Raw genomic sequence first — 17,017 nt, forward strand, 5'->3', positions numbered from 1 at the left:
TAATTTAATTTTTAAATAATGACTTTACTCAACTGACTAAAGTCATTAGTAACCTATCCACCCGTGAAAACGGGTGGCTTTTTAACATCTATAGAAGAGGTCCCTACTCGCCTACTCCATAAATGGAATTTTTTAAAAGACCGCCAATCACTCATCACTCGCTACTTTATTTCTTTTTCTTAATTTTGAATGGATCGAAGTATTCTCTTTTACTTATTCTATTTAATTTCTGAGGTTAAGAAAAATGAAAATGGCTAATATACAGGAAACGGATTTAGCTGGACATGCGGAGGATACATCTCGTTATGCAGACCGTTTGGAGGTCAGTGATAAAAAACTAGCGGAATTACTTCCTTATTTAAACGAGGGGGATATCTTGATTGTAATGGCATACCACGGAAATGATCCAGAGATTGATAGTAGCCAACACACTCGGGAATTTGTACCATTGCTGATTTATAGTAAAGGTATTGAAGGGAAAGTAATTGGAGAAAGAGAAACAATGGCGGATGTAGCTGCGACTGCAGCAGAATTTTTTGGTGTAAGTATGCTTCAGCATGGAAAATCCTTTTTATCGGAAATATTGCTAAGAGCAAGTTTTTATGAACAAAAAAGATAATTTGATTTTGTGAAAGTAGAAATTCGTCTGGTGTTTTATAGCCCAAACTAGAATGTATTCTTTTTATGTTGTAGTAATTTTCTAGGTAGTCTACAAGCTGTATGATAGCCTCCGATTTGTTCTTAAAACCGTTTTTGTTTAATACTTCTCGTGTAAGTGATTTATAAAATGATTCCATCACAGCGTTATCATAGGGAGTGCCTTTTCTTGAATGGTGCAGTAAAAGTTTATTTGCTTGAATTATTTTAAAAAATGATGACTCGTATATTGAGAACCTTGGTCCACATGGATAATGAATCCAGCTGTTAGATGTTTCTTAAGAAGAGCTGTTTTTAGACTTTCAATAACTAATTCATCTCTCATATGATGGTCGATACGGTAGTTAATCACTCGACTTGAATAAGCATCAATATACGTACTGAGGTAAAGGGTGCCTTCTGCAATAGGTATGTAAGTAATCTCTCCAAACCACGCAGAGTTAGGGGATTTAACGGAAAAATTCTGATTAATCAGGTTCTTTTGCGCACTACAACAACCAGTCTTTTGTCTCCGATATTTTCGGTGAACGCCGCGAGTATAGAGTCCTTGAGCATAACAAAGTGGCTCTTTGTCAAATAATGTTGATAAAGAGAAATTGTAGAATCATGTCGAGTCCAGAGGAGAAAGTCCTCTGGAATTTTTATTGTATGTATTGAAGAGAATGGGACAATAATCAGAAAAAAATCTGATTATTGCCCCATTTTTTTGATTTCAAAGTACACAAAAAGCACTCATTCCTGTAAGATTAAAGTGACGAAACCCAATCAGAAAGGAAGCGAGTGCTTTATGTTTAAAAATTATACCATCAATCAAACAACTTTACCATTAGATATGGAACAATATATTCCTGAAACAGATGTCGCTTTTGCGGTTAATGCTTTAGTCGAAGCCATGCCACAAACACTCTTTCTTAAATTAGAAGAACAACTAGGCCTACCACCCTAAAATGATGTTAAAAATTATTTTATATGTTTATACGCAACGTTTTTTTCAGGTCGTAAAATTGAATTTCTATTAGATGACAGTTATCGTATGCGTTGGCTGGCTAACCACGAACAAGTCAGTTATCGGACCATCAATCGCTTCCGAAGTCAGGAAACAACTGCTCACCTTTTAGCAGAAGCCTTTGTCTTATTCCGCCGTCAATTAATCACCAATCAGGTAATTGACAATGAAGCGCTATTTATTGATGGTACAAAAATCGAAGCGGATGCCAATAAATTCAGTTTTGTCTGGCGCAAAGCAACAAATCGGTATGAAGCTGCTTTGGATAAACAATCAAACGAATTCTATCAACCCCTTTATAAAGAAGAAATCTTGCCTTCTTTAAAAGAAGAAAACCAAAGTGATAGATTGACAAGCACCCAATTGGAAGAAATCGCGCAGCACTTGGAAACAGAGTTGGTGGCGACAGAAGAACAACTACAAAAGGAAAAGAAGAAAGAAAAACAAAGCCAATTAAAGAAAAAAAGAAGAACCTACAAAAAGTATCTACGCAAAATCCAAGCGGATTATTTACCAAGAAAACAAAAATATGAAACCTATAACCGCCTTTTTAAAGAGCGAAATAGTTTTTCTAAAACAGATACCACATTTATGCGAATGAAAGACGATTATATGCGCAATGGTCAACTAAAGCCATGCTACAATTTACAAATCGCAACAGAAAATCAATATGTCCTAGCGTATAATCTGTTCCTAAATCCAACAGATACAAAAACCTTACATCCATTTTTAGACAGCTTTTTGGAACAACACAACGAATTACCCGAGTATATTGTAGCGGATGCCGGCTATGGAAGTGAAGAAAATTATACGTATATCAACGATATCTTGCATAAAACGCCATTAATCACTTATGCTAGTTATCATAAAGAAAATAAAAAGACCTATAGAAACAGTCCTTTTATGGTTGATAACTGGCGCTATTTGGAAGAAGAAGATACATATATTTGTCCTGCCCACCGGGCAGTTCCCTTCAAGCGATATAGTCGAAGAAAAGATAAAGGCGGATTTGTCCGTGACTTAAAAATTTATGAATGTGAAAATTGTCGAGATTGTCCTGTTCGTAGTCAATGTACGAAAGCAAAAAGTGAGCAAAACCGACAAATTTTAGTGAATAATACATGGCGCTATTTCAAAGCCGAATGTAAAAAGAAGCTTTTAGAGGAAAAAACAGGTTCGATTTATCGGAAACGGAAAATCGATGTCGAACCAGTGTTTGGCCACCTAAAGGCTCATTTGGCGTTCCAACGTTTCCACTTACGAGGGAAACAAGGAGCCAAGATTGACATTGGCTTGGCGCTCATGGCATTAAATTTAAGAAAATTAGGGAAATATATGGAGAAAAAGCAACGTAAAAATGAAAAACCAAGTCCGATTTTGAAAGTAATCATCAAAATCGGACTTGGTTTCTTTTGGAGAAAGGACTATTGTCCCACTCTCCAGGATAGCTTCTAGCAAGGTATTAAAAAGCCTCCCAAACTGTTAAGATGAAGTTAGTTTCCCGACCACCACATCAAAAGTTTAGGAGGTAATCCTTATGAAAAAGGACATAGAAAGTTTATCACACACAAGATGGAAATGTAATTATCATATTGTTTTTGCACCAAAATATCGTCGACAAATTGTCTATGGAAAGTATAAAGAGAGTATTGGAAAAATAATTCGAGAATTATGTGAAAGGAAAAACGTGGAAATAATAGAGGCAAATGCATGTATGGATCATATTCATATGCTAGTAAGTATTCCTCCGAAATTAAGTGTCTCTCAATTCATTGGTTATTTAAAAGGAAAGAGTAGCTTAATGATATTTGATAGGCATGCGGAATTAAAATATCGTTATGAAAATAGAAAATTATGGTGTCGCGGTTACTACGTGGATACAGTAGGAAGAAATAAAAAGCAGATAGAAGAATATATTCGTAATCAACTTAGTGAATATTATTTAGCAGATCAGCTAACATTGTTTGAAGAAGTATATCCGTTCACAAGACAAAAAAATTATAAAAAATGAAATAGCTCCTTTAAGGAGCTGTGAGTAAATGTGGTGCGGAATGGAACTTTTTTGGTAAGCCTTTTAGGCTTAGGCCGGTAATAGAGGCTTACAGACGCAGAACAAACCACACGTTCACACGGGTGGTTTTGATTTGGTTTGTATGGCTTGTCCTTGTTGGACGAAAATACGCAATTTAAAATTATAAAAGTTACGAAAACCATAGGTATTCCGCTTTAACACTTTGATATGATTATTTAGACACACTAATTGTCCATTCGAATAAAAATAATTCAAAGCATGATGAATATGTTTTTGGTGTTTTTTAAAGGTTCGTAAGGTGGTTTGATAAATAGCTGGCAAGTGAGAAACACTTTTCGTAAGCAAGGTATTAAAATACGTTTGGTTTCATTTATGAATGGCATACAAAAAGTCTTGGTATAATGTGTAGCCTTGTGATAACTCAACGCTATAGGAAAGTAGCCTGCCCACAAGCTTTGTTTCGGTCAAATAAATTTTAAACGAAGGGTGGCAACGGCGGTTTAAACTATCCAACTTTTCTTGATTTTTTTGTAATAACTTCCAGTATTTTTTGAGTTGTTTTCCTTGTCGTTTTTTAGCCAAACTTGAACTTTTTAATAGATGATTTGTCCAAGTGATTCTATGGTTTCGAAAGGTCCGACCGATGTGTTTAACTATATGGAAGCGATCAATGATGAGCTTCGCCTTAGGGAAACATTTTTTCACTATAGAAACGTAAGGTGCATACATGTCAATGACAATAAATTGGACTTTTTCTAATACAGACAGTGGAAAACGATTAAAATAACGTTCTAAATAAGGCAGTTGTCGGTTTTCAACAATATCAAATAATTTTCTTGTTTGCCCATTTAAAATGATAAAGCTCATGGCACCAGAAACCTGACGAACGGATTTAAATAAGGTTGTTTTAAACGGATTCAGTTTGACAGATTGACTAATGAAACAGTGCTTTTCTGCAATGCTTGTATCCGTAACAAAAGTTCGTTGACAGGTATGACATTTAAACCGTTGTTTTCTCAATTCCAGATATGTTTTGAATTCTGCGACTTCATTCAGTAACAACCGAACGGTTGTCATTCCCCAGCGAATAATCGTGGAATGACTTTTACAATGTTCACAGGAATCTGGAGAATAGGTTAATTTTCCTATATAAACTTTACAAATTTGTTCGTTTATTTTCTCTTTTCGCAAACAATTTTCTTAAAAAGTAACATTTAGGTCTAGAATATTTAGGGTTTCTTTGATAAGCTCAGTATAGGACATCTTGATTCCTCCATAGAATGGGTTAGGCAACTTTAATTCTACAGGATTTCGAGGTGTCTTTTTTGTGAATCAAAAAAATGTTGGAAAAAATACCAGCATCAGAAAGTATAGAGACACAATTTATCTTACAATTTTTTTGTTTAAACTAAATCACTAGTTGATTTTAATGAAGTAAATATGAATATGATTTAAATATACAAGACAATTCACATAGTTTATCTTGTATTATTTTTCTATCAAGGTTACCATACTAATTTTGATTTAGATCAATTATATTGATTAATATTATTGGGTTAGTTGTAAAATTTGTCCTATAAACCCTAATTTTTCTTTACTTTTCTAAGAAATTGAAGTAATTTAAGGTATAGCTAATAAAAAAATAAGGTTACCCTTAAATATTGTGTGTTGTTAAAATGATTATTTAGGGTAAATTATTTTTAGTCTCTATTATGTTTTGATTAAAATAATTAAAGGAGGTTCATTATGAATAATTTACACTATAAACTCATTGGTAAGAATACTTTTATTTTTACTTTAATAGCTTTTATTTTTGTTTTAGGTAACGCAGTTATAACGAAAGCAGAGGAGACTTCAAATATAGTTTTCAAATCGGAACAAGGTGTTATATATAAAGTTATCAATGAATCAGAAGTACAAATAGGAGATGGAGAAAATTCCATACTTGATTTACCGACAGATCTTACTATTCCAGAAATAGTAGAATTTAATGAAAAGCAATACAGTGTGACTAAAGTAGGGGCTTTTGCTTTTAGTACTTTTGAAGATGAATCAGGTTTAGTTCAATTTAGCGGATCAAATGTTGAAAATTTGAATTTACCAAAAACAATTGAAGTTATAGATAAAAAAGCTTTTCATAGTGCTACTAATTTGAAAACCATTAGTTTTCCTCTAGATAGTTCTCTACGTGAAATAGCTGATAATGCATTTGAGTTTGCAGGCTTAACTAAGTTTACATTACCTGATAGTGTAGAGACTATAGGAAATAACGCTTTTATATACAATAATAATTTAGTTGAGTTAAACATAAATAAAGAATCAAAATTGAAAAAAGTAGGACAAGGTGCTTTTAAAACAAATCCTAAATTAAAGGAAATATATATTCCAGAAGGAGTATTAAGTATTGGTGATGCTGTATTTTCAGGGGATATTGGACTCAAAAATATAATTGTAGATTCAAAAAATCTAGCATATGCGTCATTAAATGGAGTTTTATTTACTAAAGACTTAACAGAATTAATTGTTTATCCAGCTGATAAAATCGACTTAGAATACACATTGCCAAAATCTGTAAGTAAAATAGCTGATTATGCCTTTGAATACAATACAAGTTTAAGAAAAATTACATTAAACGATGAGCTAAAAGAAATCGGGGATTTTGTTTTTAAAAACATGTTAAGGCTTGAGGAATTTAACATGGGAAATCAAGTTGAAACTATTGGGAGATTAGCATTTTATAATATTGCAAATTTAACACAACTTGTAATACCTGATTCAGTGTCTTCTTATGGAAGTAATCCTTTTTATAATTTGGAAGGTTTGAGAAAAATTGTATTTGGGAAGAACACCAATAATCTTGTTTATGGATTTATAGGTGGAGAATTCCCTGTTCTCGAAGATATTGTTCTAAAAAGTGAGAATATAATTATTGATCCTGATGCACTTAATTTTTATTCTTCAAATGATAGCAAAAAAATTAAATATAATGTTTCATCACAACAAGTAAAAGAAGAACTAATAGCGAAGTTAGGTATTCCAGAATATAATATAGAACTATTACCATTGAATGAAAATAGCGCTGAAAAAGAACCAACAGCAACAGAGCAACCAACAACAAGCGCTGAAAAAGAACCAACAGCAACAGAGCAACCAACAACAAGCGCTGAAAAAGAACCAACAGCAACAGAGCAACCAACAACAAGCGCTGAAAAAGAACCAACAGCAACAGAGCAACCAACAACAAGCGCTGAGAAAGAGCCAACAGCAACAGAGCAACCAACAACAAGCGCTGAAAAAGAACCAACAGCAACAGAGCAACCAGTAACAAACGCTGAAAAAGAACCAACAGCAACAGAGCAACCAATAACAAACGCTGAGAAAGAACCAACAGCAACAGAGCAACCAACAACAAACGCTGAAAAAGAACCAACAGCAACAGAGCAACCAACAACAAGCGCTGAGAAAGAGCCAATAGCAACAGAGCAACCAGTAACAAACGCTGAAAAAGAACCAACAGCAACAGAGCAACCAATAACAAACGCTGAGAAAGAACCAACAGCAACAGAGCAACCAACAACAAACGCTGAAAAAGAACCAACAGCAACAGAGCAACCAACAACAAGCGCTGAGAAAGAGCCAACAGCAACAGAGCAACCAACAACAAGCGCTGAAAAAGAACCAACAGAAACAGAACAACCAACAACAACTACTCTAAAAAATCAGCAAGAAACCTCGCTTATTGATAGAAGTACAAGAGTTTACATCAGCTTTTTAAATGGTGTTACGCCAAAAGAAAGTACGATGTCTGTATCTGAAATTACAATCGGTAGTGTCTATGATTCATTAAAATCAGACTATAATAAAATAAAACTATTCGATATTTCTTTGCTAGATAGTAGCGGAAATAAAGTTCAGCCGAAAGGTAATGTTTTAGTACATTTACCTATTCCTGATAATTTTGACACAAGTAAAACTAAAGTATATTATATTAATGACAATGGTACACGTATAACAATGAACGGTTATGTCGATGGTGAGTATTACGTTTTTGAAACTACACACTTTTCTTACTATGCTCTAGTTCAAGAAAACACAGTAACCTCTTCTGATTATGAAGAAACCTTTTTAAAGAATGATGATGTTGGGAAGAATGACACTCAATTTGAAAAAACATATCTTGACTCTGCAAAGCAAGATTCAATTATTTCAGGGAAATCTGAAGCTATATTGCCGCAAACTGGAGGCAATACTAATTATTGGTTAATGCTAATTGGTTTATCAATAGTTATGGCTATTCTTTTCATTTGGAGCTTTATATGCAAATATAAATTATATAACAATAAAAAATAGTAAAAAGAAGGACGATGAAAAAATGACAGCAATTGAACCAAAATTAACAGAGAAATTCCATCAAGATTTCTTGAACAATAATAAACAAAATGCCTTACAACGTAGTGTAGTAAAAAATGGTATCAGCGCTTCAGGTGAATCTGTACAAGGAGCCGTGAATAACGTACCCGTCTTTTCAGTCGACTTAGCTACTGGAAAAGTGGCCAATCAAAAACAAAGCGGTCGCTGCTGGATGTTTGCGGCATTAAATACATTTAGACATAGAATGTTAAATGCGTTTCAATTAAAAGATTTTGAATTATCACAAAACTATACATTTTTCTGGGATAAATATGAAAAATCAAATTATTTCTATGAAAATATTATTGCAACAGCCGATCAACCGTTGACTAGTCGTAAAGTGGCCTTTTTATTAGCTACACCACAACAAGATGGTGGGCAATGGGATATGATCGTTTCAATTTTTGATAAATATGGCGTAGTGCCTAAAACGGCAATGCCTGAAAGCAGCAACAGTTCCAATTCACGTGATTTAAACAACTATTTAAATAAAAAATTACGCAAAGATGCAACAATTTTACGTAGTTTAATTGAAAAAGGCGCTTCTGCTGAAGAAGTCCAAAAAAACAAAGAAGCAATGTTACAAGAAATTTATAATTTCTTAGCAATCTCTTTAGGAACGCCGCCAGAAACCTTTGATTTTGAATACCGTGACGAAGAAAAAAATTATCATTTGGATCAAAATCTAACACCGCAAACATTCTTTGAAAAATACGTTGGCGTTAATTTACATGATTATGTAAGTATTATTAATGCTCCTACAGAAGATAAACCCTTCAACAAAACATACACTGTTGAAATGTTAGGGAATGTTGTCGGCGGCAAAGAAGTTAAATATTTAAATGTAGAAATGGCTGCTTTCAAAAAATTAGCTGCTGCACAATTGGAACAAGGCGAATCTGTTTGGTTTGGTTGTGATGTCGGACAATCTTCAACACGTGACACAGGAATTATGGCATTAGACGTTTACGATATGAACGATCTTTTTGATATTGATTTTACGATGACTAAAGCAGAACGTTTAGACTTTGGTGAAAGCTTAATGACACACGCCATGGTTTTAACAGGTGTTGATATCGTTGATGGCCAAACAACAAAATGGAAAGTGGAAAATAGCTGGGGCGAAAAAGTCGGTGAAAATGGCTTCTTCGTCATGAGCGATGCGTGGATGGACGAATACACTTATCAAATCGTTGTGCACAAAGATTTATTAACTGATGAACAGAAAAAAGCTTGGGAACAAGCACCAACTGTTTTGGCACCTTGGGACCCAATGGGTGCGTTAGCATAAGAAGTAAAGTCTGTTGAGTAAAAAATGTTTCTTTGCTAAACATACGCATGAATTCGTAAGTACATTTGATATGTAGAAACTGTAGTATACTAATGGTGGAAAGGAAAAAACCGTCACCATTTTGGAAAATAAATTTATACCGATTGTCAAACTGTTTTGATTTTTTCTTGAAAACCCTGAAATATTCCAATGAGCAGGTATATAAAAATTTGATTTTCATGGAATAAAGCACTCCTTTCCAAAAACTAATTGGAAAGGAGTGCATTTTTTGTATGTATTGAAAACCACCGTAAGCGCCGAAACACAAAGTACCTAGACGACTTTGGGCCCGATTGTTATTCTACAATCAGGCGAGAGTCGTTTTTTTCGATTATTTACACTTCTCTTGAATGCCTACTGCCCAAGGAAGGTACTCATCCAAATGATCAGCGGTAAGAACAGACAAGTTTGGCAGCTCCTCAAATAGGTACTGAAGATACTTAGTACTGTTGAGACCATTAAGTTCAGCCGTTTTAATGACACTTAGGATATCTCCTGATGTCTGTGCGCCACTCAAACTAGTAGAAAATAATTGATTTTTTCTACACATCACCAACTCCTTGACCAACCGCTCACTTTGATTATTTGTCAACTCCAGACGACCATCTTCAAATACTCGCTCCATTGAGATTCGATGTTTCCCCATGTACTGAATTGCTTTATCTAATTTCGATTTTGGAACAGCTGGAATTGTTGCGATATAAGAAAAAAGGTGGTTGAGCAACGGTTTTAATTCTTCTTTTCTTTTTTGAAGGCGCTCTTCTGGAGGCAGGTTTTTCCAGTCTTGCTCTTTTTTGAAACAAGTTTTAAAGACTGCCAGAACATGAGCAGTTGGATGCTCTGTCTTGCCTTTAGCTTTGGGCATAGCTTCATAGAATTTCCTGCGGACATGGGCCCAACACCGAACGGTGAAAATGTTGGGAAGGTCATCATAGCCCGTGTACCCATCACAATGAAGCTATCCTTCATAGGATTTCAAGAATTTTTGGGGAATTTCCTTGCTGCGGGTCTCACTATGATGGTAAATTGCGACTGGATGTTTTTCCTGAAGAGAGCTACTAAAGATCCAATAATAGGTGTTTGTCTTATTGCTCTCCAGTACTCGATAAGTCGTTTCGTCTGCGTAAGCAACGTTCCTTTTTGGTATTTCTTGGTGAAATCGTTCGACTATAAGAGACAAGTAGTCTTGGCTCACTCGAATATGCCAGTTCGAGATATTATCTCGTGAAATATCCAAGCCCAATTGTTGCCAATACTCTTCCTGCCGATAGGCAGGAACCTTTTGCTTGAATTTCAAGCGAATCGTTTCGGCCACTACGCTTGGTGAAGCCAAGCTATTTTGAAGAAGCGGTTTTGGAACAGGTGCTTTCTTTAGAGAAGTTTCTCCTGTTCGTTCGCACGCTTTACAACAATAACTATGTTGGACATGTTGAAGCGTTTCGATTCGTGCTTGATGGAAAGCAATTTCATCTCGAACCTTTTTCGTTCCCATGTCAATCATCAAGGTTCCACAGTGAGCGCAAAGACGGTCATCTTCTGACAGCTCATGATGAACTTCTTTTGTTGGGAAATCCGCCAATTTCTTTGCTTTCAGCCCTTTTCTTCGCTGATGGGCTTTGATGGTGACCTCTTCTGCAAGAGGTTGTGGAGCTGTAGGCACATCAAATAGATCCAAGCTCATCTGACCAGAGAGTTGTTCTGGCAAGGACTCCTTAGATTTTCCATAAAGTTTATTAGTCAAATAAGCGATTTGTTCTCTGAGTAATTGTACTTCTCCAGTCAGTGTCTCAATTACTTTCGATTGTTCTTGATTTGCACGCATTTGTTCATGAAGCATAGCGATTAATTCTGTGGTGGATTCGTTATTTTCATTTTTATCGTTTGCTTGATCTAACAAGTAATCACACCACTTTCTAAATATATATTCTGTTATTATTATACCATTAAACAGACGCAAAAAGAAGGAGAAATCGCATGAAATCACTGTTTCTTGCCGATTCTCCTTTGTTTCTTTAAATTAAAAAATACCACGTTTCCCAACAGAAATTGCTTTGGGTTGATCGATGCTTAATCCTTCCAATAACCATCGAATCTGTTGGTGCGTAAGGCAACGAATTTTTTTTTTGATCTCGGCCAACGAAGTTGTCCTTGATCCAATCGCTTGTATAAAAGAAGGAAACCATCTTTTTCGTAATACAACATTTTGAAACGATCTCGTCTGCCGCCACAAAATAAGAAAAGAGCATCGTCATACACATCCAGATTATACTCATGCTGGACGATGGCAGCTAGGCCATCGATTCCTTTCCTTAGATCTGTTTTTCCACAAACAATAAAGATATGAGCGACTTTTTGATAATCAAGTATCATGAGCCATCAGCTCCTTCAAAACCGTCTGCACAAGATATTGACTCGCGCCATTGTAGATAAAAATGTCATGCATTTCCGCTTTGATTTTTATTCCTATTTTAGCAGGAAGTGCGCGTTTTTCTTGCGGCTGACCCTCGAGCTTAATGGCAACGACCTCTTGTTTTTCTTTCATAAAACAACCACCTCCGATTTGTACTTGTACTGTCAGTATAGTCGGAAGTGGTTGTTGATTGTAGGTACTCAGTGGTTCGGCGCTTACTTTCTGGTTTGATAATTGAATTTCTATTAGATGATATCTATCTTGTCATCAATCGATTCTAGATTCAGAAAACAACCTCTTACCTTTTAGATTAAGCATTTGTCTTATTTTGCCGTTAATTGATTACCAATCAAGTTGTTGATAAGGAAGTGATCTTTATTGATGGTACAAAAACAAAAGTAGATGCAACTAATTAAGTTTCGTTTGGCGTAACGCTACGAATCGTTATGAAACTGTTTTTTATAATCAATCAATTATAAGAAATCGCTTATTACTTGGAAAAATAGTTAGCGGTGGCAGTAGAGCAACTAAAAAATGAAAGAAAAACAAAGTCAATCAAATAAAAAAAGAAGAACCTACAAAAAATATCTAAGCAAAATCCAAGATGATTATCTACGAAGAAAACAAAAATATGAAACCTATAACTACCTTTTTCAATAGCAAAATATTTTTTCTGAAACAGGGAAATATGTCACATTTATAAGAATGAAAGACGATTACATACACAATGATCAGCTAAATATGTGCTATAATTTACAAATCGTAAAAGAAAATCAATATGTCTTAGCGTATGATCTGTTTCCAAATCCAACAGATAAAAAAACTTAAATCTGTTTTTAGACAGTTTTTTTGGAACAACACAATGAATTCTACGAGTATATTGTAGCGGATGCCGTATATGGAAATTAAGAAAATTATATGTATATTAACGATATCTTGAATAAAATTTCATTAATTACCTATACTATTTATCATAAAGAAAATAAAAAGACTTATGGAGACATCCCACTGGCTCTATCTTTAAGCAGACATGCATATTTGTCCTGCCCATCGGGCAGTTCAATTCAAGCGATGTAGTTCTACTGAGTTGGGGCAAAGATATGAGCACAAGTGGAGGAGCTGGTGGACATATCGGTGTTATGATGAATGAAAATGATTTTATCAGTTGTGATTATTGGACGAGTGGTCAACCAGGAACAGCGATCACACAACATAATTGGAATGAGTATTATGCAGTAACGCAACCTAATTATATTGAAGTATGGTGAGTTAATAATAGCCAACCAGGACCGCAAGTACAAGCATTAGCCCAAGAAACACCAGCACCAAAACATAAACGTCGCTATGGTTACCGAGTAGACGAATTACAATTTGTGAACGGTATTTGGCAAGTAAGAAATGATGTATTAGGGCAACCAGACTTTGAATGGACGGATAAAGGGATTAATGTCGCTTATATCGATAAAATTGATCCAGGAACCGGAGAAAATACGCCAGACCAAACGTTAAATGTGGGGGATTATTTCCTAACAAGTAAACACAGCAGGTAAAACATTATTTCATGTTCAATTTCCCGATGAGTTTATTTGGTTGTATACGCCAAGTATTGAAAAGTTGATTTATGGGTAAAAAAATGTCCATGAAGTAGAGAAAAACTGTACAATTAAAATAAAAGGTATTAAACTTTAATTAAGCTAAGAATAAATCTTTTTCACTTTACCTCCTTTGCTGCAAAAGGACGTACGCCCTCTTTGTAGGGCTTTTTTTCAGAAAACGGTTTACAATTTAGGCGGTAAGTATTAGAATGTAATTGCTCAACCATAATTTTCACGTTACTTAAAAACTGTCTTGCCCCAATAAGGCAGCTTTTTTGTTGCCTATATTATGAAAAACGCTTTACAATTTATTGAAAAAGAATTAATATGAGTATGTCACAACAAAACTTTTTCATTTATAACCTCCTTTGTTACAAAAGGACGTATGCCCTCTTCAGAGGGCTTTTTTTGTCGAACCTATTGAGGAAAACTTTACATATTTTATTCAATAGGTTTAAAATGAAATCACCTCACTAACTACCAATAGTTTTGTCCATGCAAGGCTATTTTTTTGTGAATTTAGTTAATACTATGATATATTTCAATTAGACATGGTCTATTTCGTATCTCTAGTGAAACACCGCGCACTATTAGGAGTTGATAGTGCGCGGTGTTTTATGTATGTAATATACCCTAAAAGGGTAGTTAGTTTTGAATGACTAAGCTACCCTTAAAATAGATTATCCAATTTTCTTAACTCTCCCACCAATAGAATCTGCAAACCGTTCTGCATCTTCTTTATTATTATATAATAGTGCTGCAGATTTAATTCGTGTTCCATCCGGTGTTAGATATCCATGGAAAAATTTAATGGCGTACATAGATTTCACCACCTTTCTTTAGTATAACATTTTATTAATAAATTGTTTTTTTGTAAAACAAATTTAATTCTTCTGAATCCATAGCATCCTTTATGTTCAAAAAATTTCTTTCAAAAGTTTAACTAAGGTTTCGTTTTCAATTTTAAGGTTTGATGGTTCCTGATGACAGAATAAAAAATAACCTGCATGTGAGACATTAAGGCAACGACAAGCCTATGAAATAGATAGTATTTCTCGATGACCGTTTATAAACTCAAAAATTACCGAAGTCTTCCTTTTTCTTTAAGGAAGACTTCGAACTTTTTTAGGAGTTCCACTTCTTCCTTTAACCTTTTATTCTCTTTTTCGAGGCGCGTAATTTCATTTTTACGAATGAATTCATGGCTCCCTCTTCCGGGGAAGGCATGTTCTCCTTGTTATTTATACTCTTGAATCCATCGGTAGAAGGAATTAGGATGGACTCCCAAATTTTTTGAAACAGTTTTGACAGGTATTCCTTCATCTAAGGCGAGTAAAACAGCTTGACGTTTGAATTCTTGTGTGAATGATTTGCGCTTTATAGTAATTCCCCTCAAATTCCCTTAACTTGATATCTAGTATAACTCGTCCACAAAATTAACTTATCTTTTCTTTTATAAAAGTCTTGCCATTCCACAACTCACCTTATAATTTTTGTCAAAATAGGTGTTGCCATTTCAATTAGAAAATATTGGGCTAAGAGATATTCCTTTTAATGTGAAAAAAGAGTTTATCGCAAAATACACATTATCAGCTATAACCAGTGTGTTTGTAGAATGAATCAATACCCGGTAGTTTTGTCTGATGCCTAGTTAGTTACTAAATAATTAGTCATTGATCAATCTATACAGTTACTAAGTTTCTACGATTAAAAACAAGATATGGAGGGGATCTATTCACAATCACCTTATCTAATTTAGTTGAATCTTTAAAAGGAATCAAAACTCCTTTTTCTAAGGGGACAACTTATAAATAATTAGAATTTCCTTCTTCGCATTTTGGATATAATAAAATGTACACAATATATTATGATGATTTAAGTGAGGTGCAAAATGAAAAAAAGTAAAAAAATAGGCGGTTTAGCTTTAGGGTGCTTGGGAATGTTTCTGTTAACGGCTTGTCAAACACAACAAGAAGAACAAGCCACGAAAGTAGGTTATGAAGTCGAACAAGAAAATAGTAATAAGTATTCTTTATCGTTTGATCAATAAGAGGAGCAATATGAAATGACAAATCAATCTTTAGGTACATTAAAAGAAAGTAACTCGATTTCTGATTCAAACCAGAAAGAGGTGAAAAAGTCTGATGTCCCATTAGAACTTCTAAAAAAATTTGGCAAAGCCTATGCGAATTATAAAGGTTTACAAGATCGAAACAAGCGGCGGAAGAAAATGGGATTTATTTGGATGATAAAAATAGTGGTAATGCCTTGCACTCGAAAGGATTTGTCAAACATATTTATCAGCCAGTAAAAGAATCTAAAGATGAATATGCCATTTTATTAGAATGTACTCAAAATAAAGTCAATGTGACGATTCTTTTAAGCATAACAGTGAAAGAGAATCAGGTGACTAAGATGACTTATTACACGTTAAAGAAGGAATATTAGTTAGTTGATTATCTAGTGAGGAGAAATTTAAATGAGGTCCCCTTTTTTTGCCATATTTTTAATGTTTCTGCTATCAGGTATATTTTTGATTCTTTTTATATATACCAATGATTTAATTGGAGCAGGTATTGCGGCAGTAAATTTTTTAATCTATTTTTATTTACTAACTTTATTTGATGAATAAATCAATGAATTATTGAATAAGTAGATTATGAATATGTGATTTTATAAGGTTATATACTGAAAAGAAGTACTAATAAATGTTATTCAATAAAAATATTTTTTATGCTTTTACATAATGGGGTAATGAAATTATACCAATTGAATGTTTTGATTACTATATGTTGAGATAGAGGATAGCCATATTGATGTGTCTTGTTTTCATTTGTTTTAAACTAAAAGGAATATCGTAATATAATAGAAATAGGGTAGCTAACTAAATTATATTGATATAAAAAATAGAAGTTTACGAAAATAAAGTGATACATACTGAAACAGTCAGTAAAACTAAGTGATTAATTGAAACCAGTTTTTTAAATCCTTTGTTTATTAATGAAGTACTATAATATAAGGAACTTATCTATATCAATATCTCATATAATAGATTTTATCTACAAGATTATTTACGAATAGGGTATTTTTATTTGTTAAGGTATTAGTATAAATCGTTTAAGGTATTGATAAATAAGGGCTTAAACAGTCTTATGCAGGAGTTCATTCTTTAGAGATTATAATGCAGATAAAAAACTGCAAAAATTTCATTATTTTATAATCAATTAGTTATCCGTATAATTAGTTGGAATTCTTGCTTTAATAGTTTCTACTTTTAAAGTAGGAAATTAGATACAGCAGAGTCTATAATTTATGAATAGGAATATTCCACACTTAGTAAATTGGAAAGAAGGAATTAATAATGGCTGTCCAATTAATTTACATTTTATCAAGTATGTTGACTTTTTTATGTAGTTTTGTCCTACTCTTTAGTTTTTGAAAGCAGTTTAAAGATTTAACATTATTACAAAAATCCAGTTTATTATTGTTAATAATTTCAGCGATCATTCCATTTGTAGTAGGTTTTTTGAATAATATTTCCTAAAACTGTAAGAAGTTAAAAGTGGAGGGAATATCA

At 33.8% G+C, this 17,017-nt stretch carries 11 protein-coding genes and 7 pseudogenes; 9 read left to right on the forward strand and 9 right to left on the reverse strand.

Annotated elements, in window-relative coordinates; genetic code table 11:
- Window positions 1-256: 256 nt before the first annotated feature.
- Window positions 257-619: pseudogene (locus IGI80_RS06625) on the forward strand (phosphopentomutase); the annotation flags it as partial.
- A gap of 31 nt (window positions 620-650) precedes the next feature.
- Here IGI80_RS06625 and IGI80_RS06630 read toward each other — a convergent pair.
- Window positions 651-917: pseudogene (locus IGI80_RS06630) on the reverse strand (integrase core domain-containing protein); the annotation flags it as partial.
- Window positions 860-1,132 (reverse strand): DDE-type integrase/transposase/recombinase, encoded by a 273-nt coding sequence (locus IGI80_RS06635; protein WP_438723420.1) that lies wholly within the window; start codon window positions 1,130-1,132, stop codon window positions 860-862. The gene IGI80_RS06635 and the pseudogene IGI80_RS06630, both read right to left, overlap by 58 nt.
- A gap of 312 nt (window positions 1,133-1,444) precedes the next feature.
- Between IGI80_RS06635 and IGI80_RS06640 the strand changes: the two are divergent.
- Both IGI80_RS06640 and tnpA read left to right on the forward strand, forming a co-directional pair.
- Window positions 1,445-3,118 (forward strand): annotated as a pseudogene (locus IGI80_RS06640) (IS1182 family transposase).
- An 82-nt stretch (window positions 3,119-3,200) separates the two neighbouring features.
- Window positions 3,201-3,674, forward strand: a complete 474-nt coding sequence (gene tnpA, locus IGI80_RS06645) for an IS200/IS605 family transposase (protein WP_438723007.1) — start codon at window positions 3,201-3,203, stop codon at window positions 3,672-3,674.
- Window positions 3,675-3,788: 114 nt separating this feature from the next.
- Here tnpA and IGI80_RS06650 read toward each other — a convergent pair.
- A pseudogene (locus tag IGI80_RS06650) lies at window positions 3,789-4,958 on the reverse strand (ISL3 family transposase).
- A 483-nt stretch (window positions 4,959-5,441) separates the two neighbouring features.
- On the opposite strand from IGI80_RS06650, the gene IGI80_RS06655 reads away from it, so the two are divergent.
- Window positions 5,442-8,045 (forward strand): leucine-rich repeat protein, encoded by a 2,604-nt coding sequence (locus IGI80_RS06655; protein WP_438723009.1) that lies wholly within the window; start codon window positions 5,442-5,444, stop codon window positions 8,043-8,045.
- Between the two features lie 22 nt (window positions 8,046-8,067).
- Window positions 8,068-9,396, forward strand: coding sequence for an aminopeptidase C (locus IGI80_RS06660; protein WP_002358357.1), 1,329 nt, complete (start codon window positions 8,068-8,070; stop codon window positions 9,394-9,396).
- A gap of 370 nt (window positions 9,397-9,766) precedes the next feature.
- Here IGI80_RS06660 and IGI80_RS06665 read toward each other — a convergent pair whose 3' ends face one another.
- The 4 genes and pseudogenes from IGI80_RS06665 to IGI80_RS06680 all read right to left on the reverse strand — a co-directional run bounded on the left by IGI80_RS06665 (window position 9,767) and on the right by IGI80_RS06680 (window position 11,977).
- Window positions 9,767-9,952 (reverse strand): transposase domain-containing protein, encoded by a 186-nt coding sequence (locus tag IGI80_RS06665; protein ID WP_438723421.1) that lies wholly within the window; start codon window positions 9,950-9,952, stop codon window positions 9,767-9,769.
- Window positions 9,950-11,272, reverse strand: a pseudogene (gene tnpC / locus IGI80_RS06670) (IS66 family transposase); the annotation flags it as partial. The gene IGI80_RS06665 and the pseudogene tnpC, both read right to left, overlap by 3 nt.
- A gap of 230 nt (window positions 11,273-11,502) precedes the next feature.
- Window positions 11,503-11,805, reverse strand: a complete 303-nt coding sequence (tnpB, locus tag IGI80_RS06675) for an IS66 family insertion sequence element accessory protein TnpB (RefSeq protein ID WP_438723010.1) — start codon at window positions 11,803-11,805, stop codon at window positions 11,503-11,505.
- Window positions 11,795-11,977: a hypothetical protein gene (locus IGI80_RS06680; protein WP_220426256.1), complete on the reverse strand. Its 183-nt coding sequence runs from the start codon at window positions 11,975-11,977 to the stop codon at window positions 11,795-11,797. Before IGI80_RS06680 ends, tnpB begins: the two co-directional genes overlap by 11 nt.
- 397 nt (window positions 11,978-12,374) lie before the next feature.
- Between IGI80_RS06680 and IGI80_RS06685 the strand changes: the two are divergent.
- Both IGI80_RS06685 and IGI80_RS06690 read left to right on the forward strand, forming a co-directional pair.
- Window positions 12,375-12,923: pseudogene (locus tag IGI80_RS06685) on the forward strand (IS5/IS1182 family transposase); the annotation flags it as partial.
- Window positions 12,916-13,474, forward strand: a pseudogene (locus IGI80_RS06690) (lytic exoenzyme target recognition domain-containing protein); the annotation flags it as partial. The pseudogenes IGI80_RS06685 and IGI80_RS06690, both read left to right, overlap by 8 nt.
- Window positions 13,475-14,120: 646 nt before the next feature.
- On the opposite strand, the gene IGI80_RS06695 reads toward IGI80_RS06690, so the two are convergent.
- Both IGI80_RS06695 and IGI80_RS06700 read right to left on the reverse strand, forming a co-directional pair.
- Window positions 14,121-14,261 (reverse strand): hypothetical protein, encoded by a 141-nt coding sequence (locus tag IGI80_RS06695; protein WP_438723011.1) that lies wholly within the window; start codon window positions 14,259-14,261, stop codon window positions 14,121-14,123.
- 416 nt (window positions 14,262-14,677) lie between these two features.
- Window positions 14,678-14,836 carry a transposase gene (locus IGI80_RS06700; protein ID WP_438723012.1) on the reverse strand — a complete coding sequence of 53 codons (159 nt, stop codon included), beginning with the start codon at window positions 14,834-14,836 and terminating at the stop codon, window positions 14,678-14,680.
- 495 nt (window positions 14,837-15,331) lie between these two features.
- Here IGI80_RS06700 and IGI80_RS06705 point away from each other — a divergent pair, with 495 nt between their 5' ends.
- Both IGI80_RS06705 and IGI80_RS06710 read left to right on the forward strand, forming a co-directional pair.
- The gene (locus IGI80_RS06705) at window positions 15,332-15,490 is read left to right on the forward strand and encodes a hypothetical protein (RefSeq protein WP_438723013.1); all 159 of its coding nucleotides are present in this window, start codon (window positions 15,332-15,334) and stop codon (window positions 15,488-15,490) included.
- A 15-nt stretch (window positions 15,491-15,505) separates the two neighbouring features.
- Window positions 15,506-15,751: a hypothetical protein gene (locus IGI80_RS06710; RefSeq protein WP_438723014.1), complete on the forward strand. Its 246-nt coding sequence runs from the start codon at window positions 15,506-15,508 to the stop codon at window positions 15,749-15,751.
- Window positions 15,752-17,017: the final 1,266 nt, after the last annotated feature.

It is taken from the genome of Enterococcus sp. DIV1420a, from assembly GCF_051712165.1.
GTDB classification, from domain to species: Bacteria; Bacillota; Bacilli; order Lactobacillales; family Enterococcaceae; genus Enterococcus; species Enterococcus faecalis.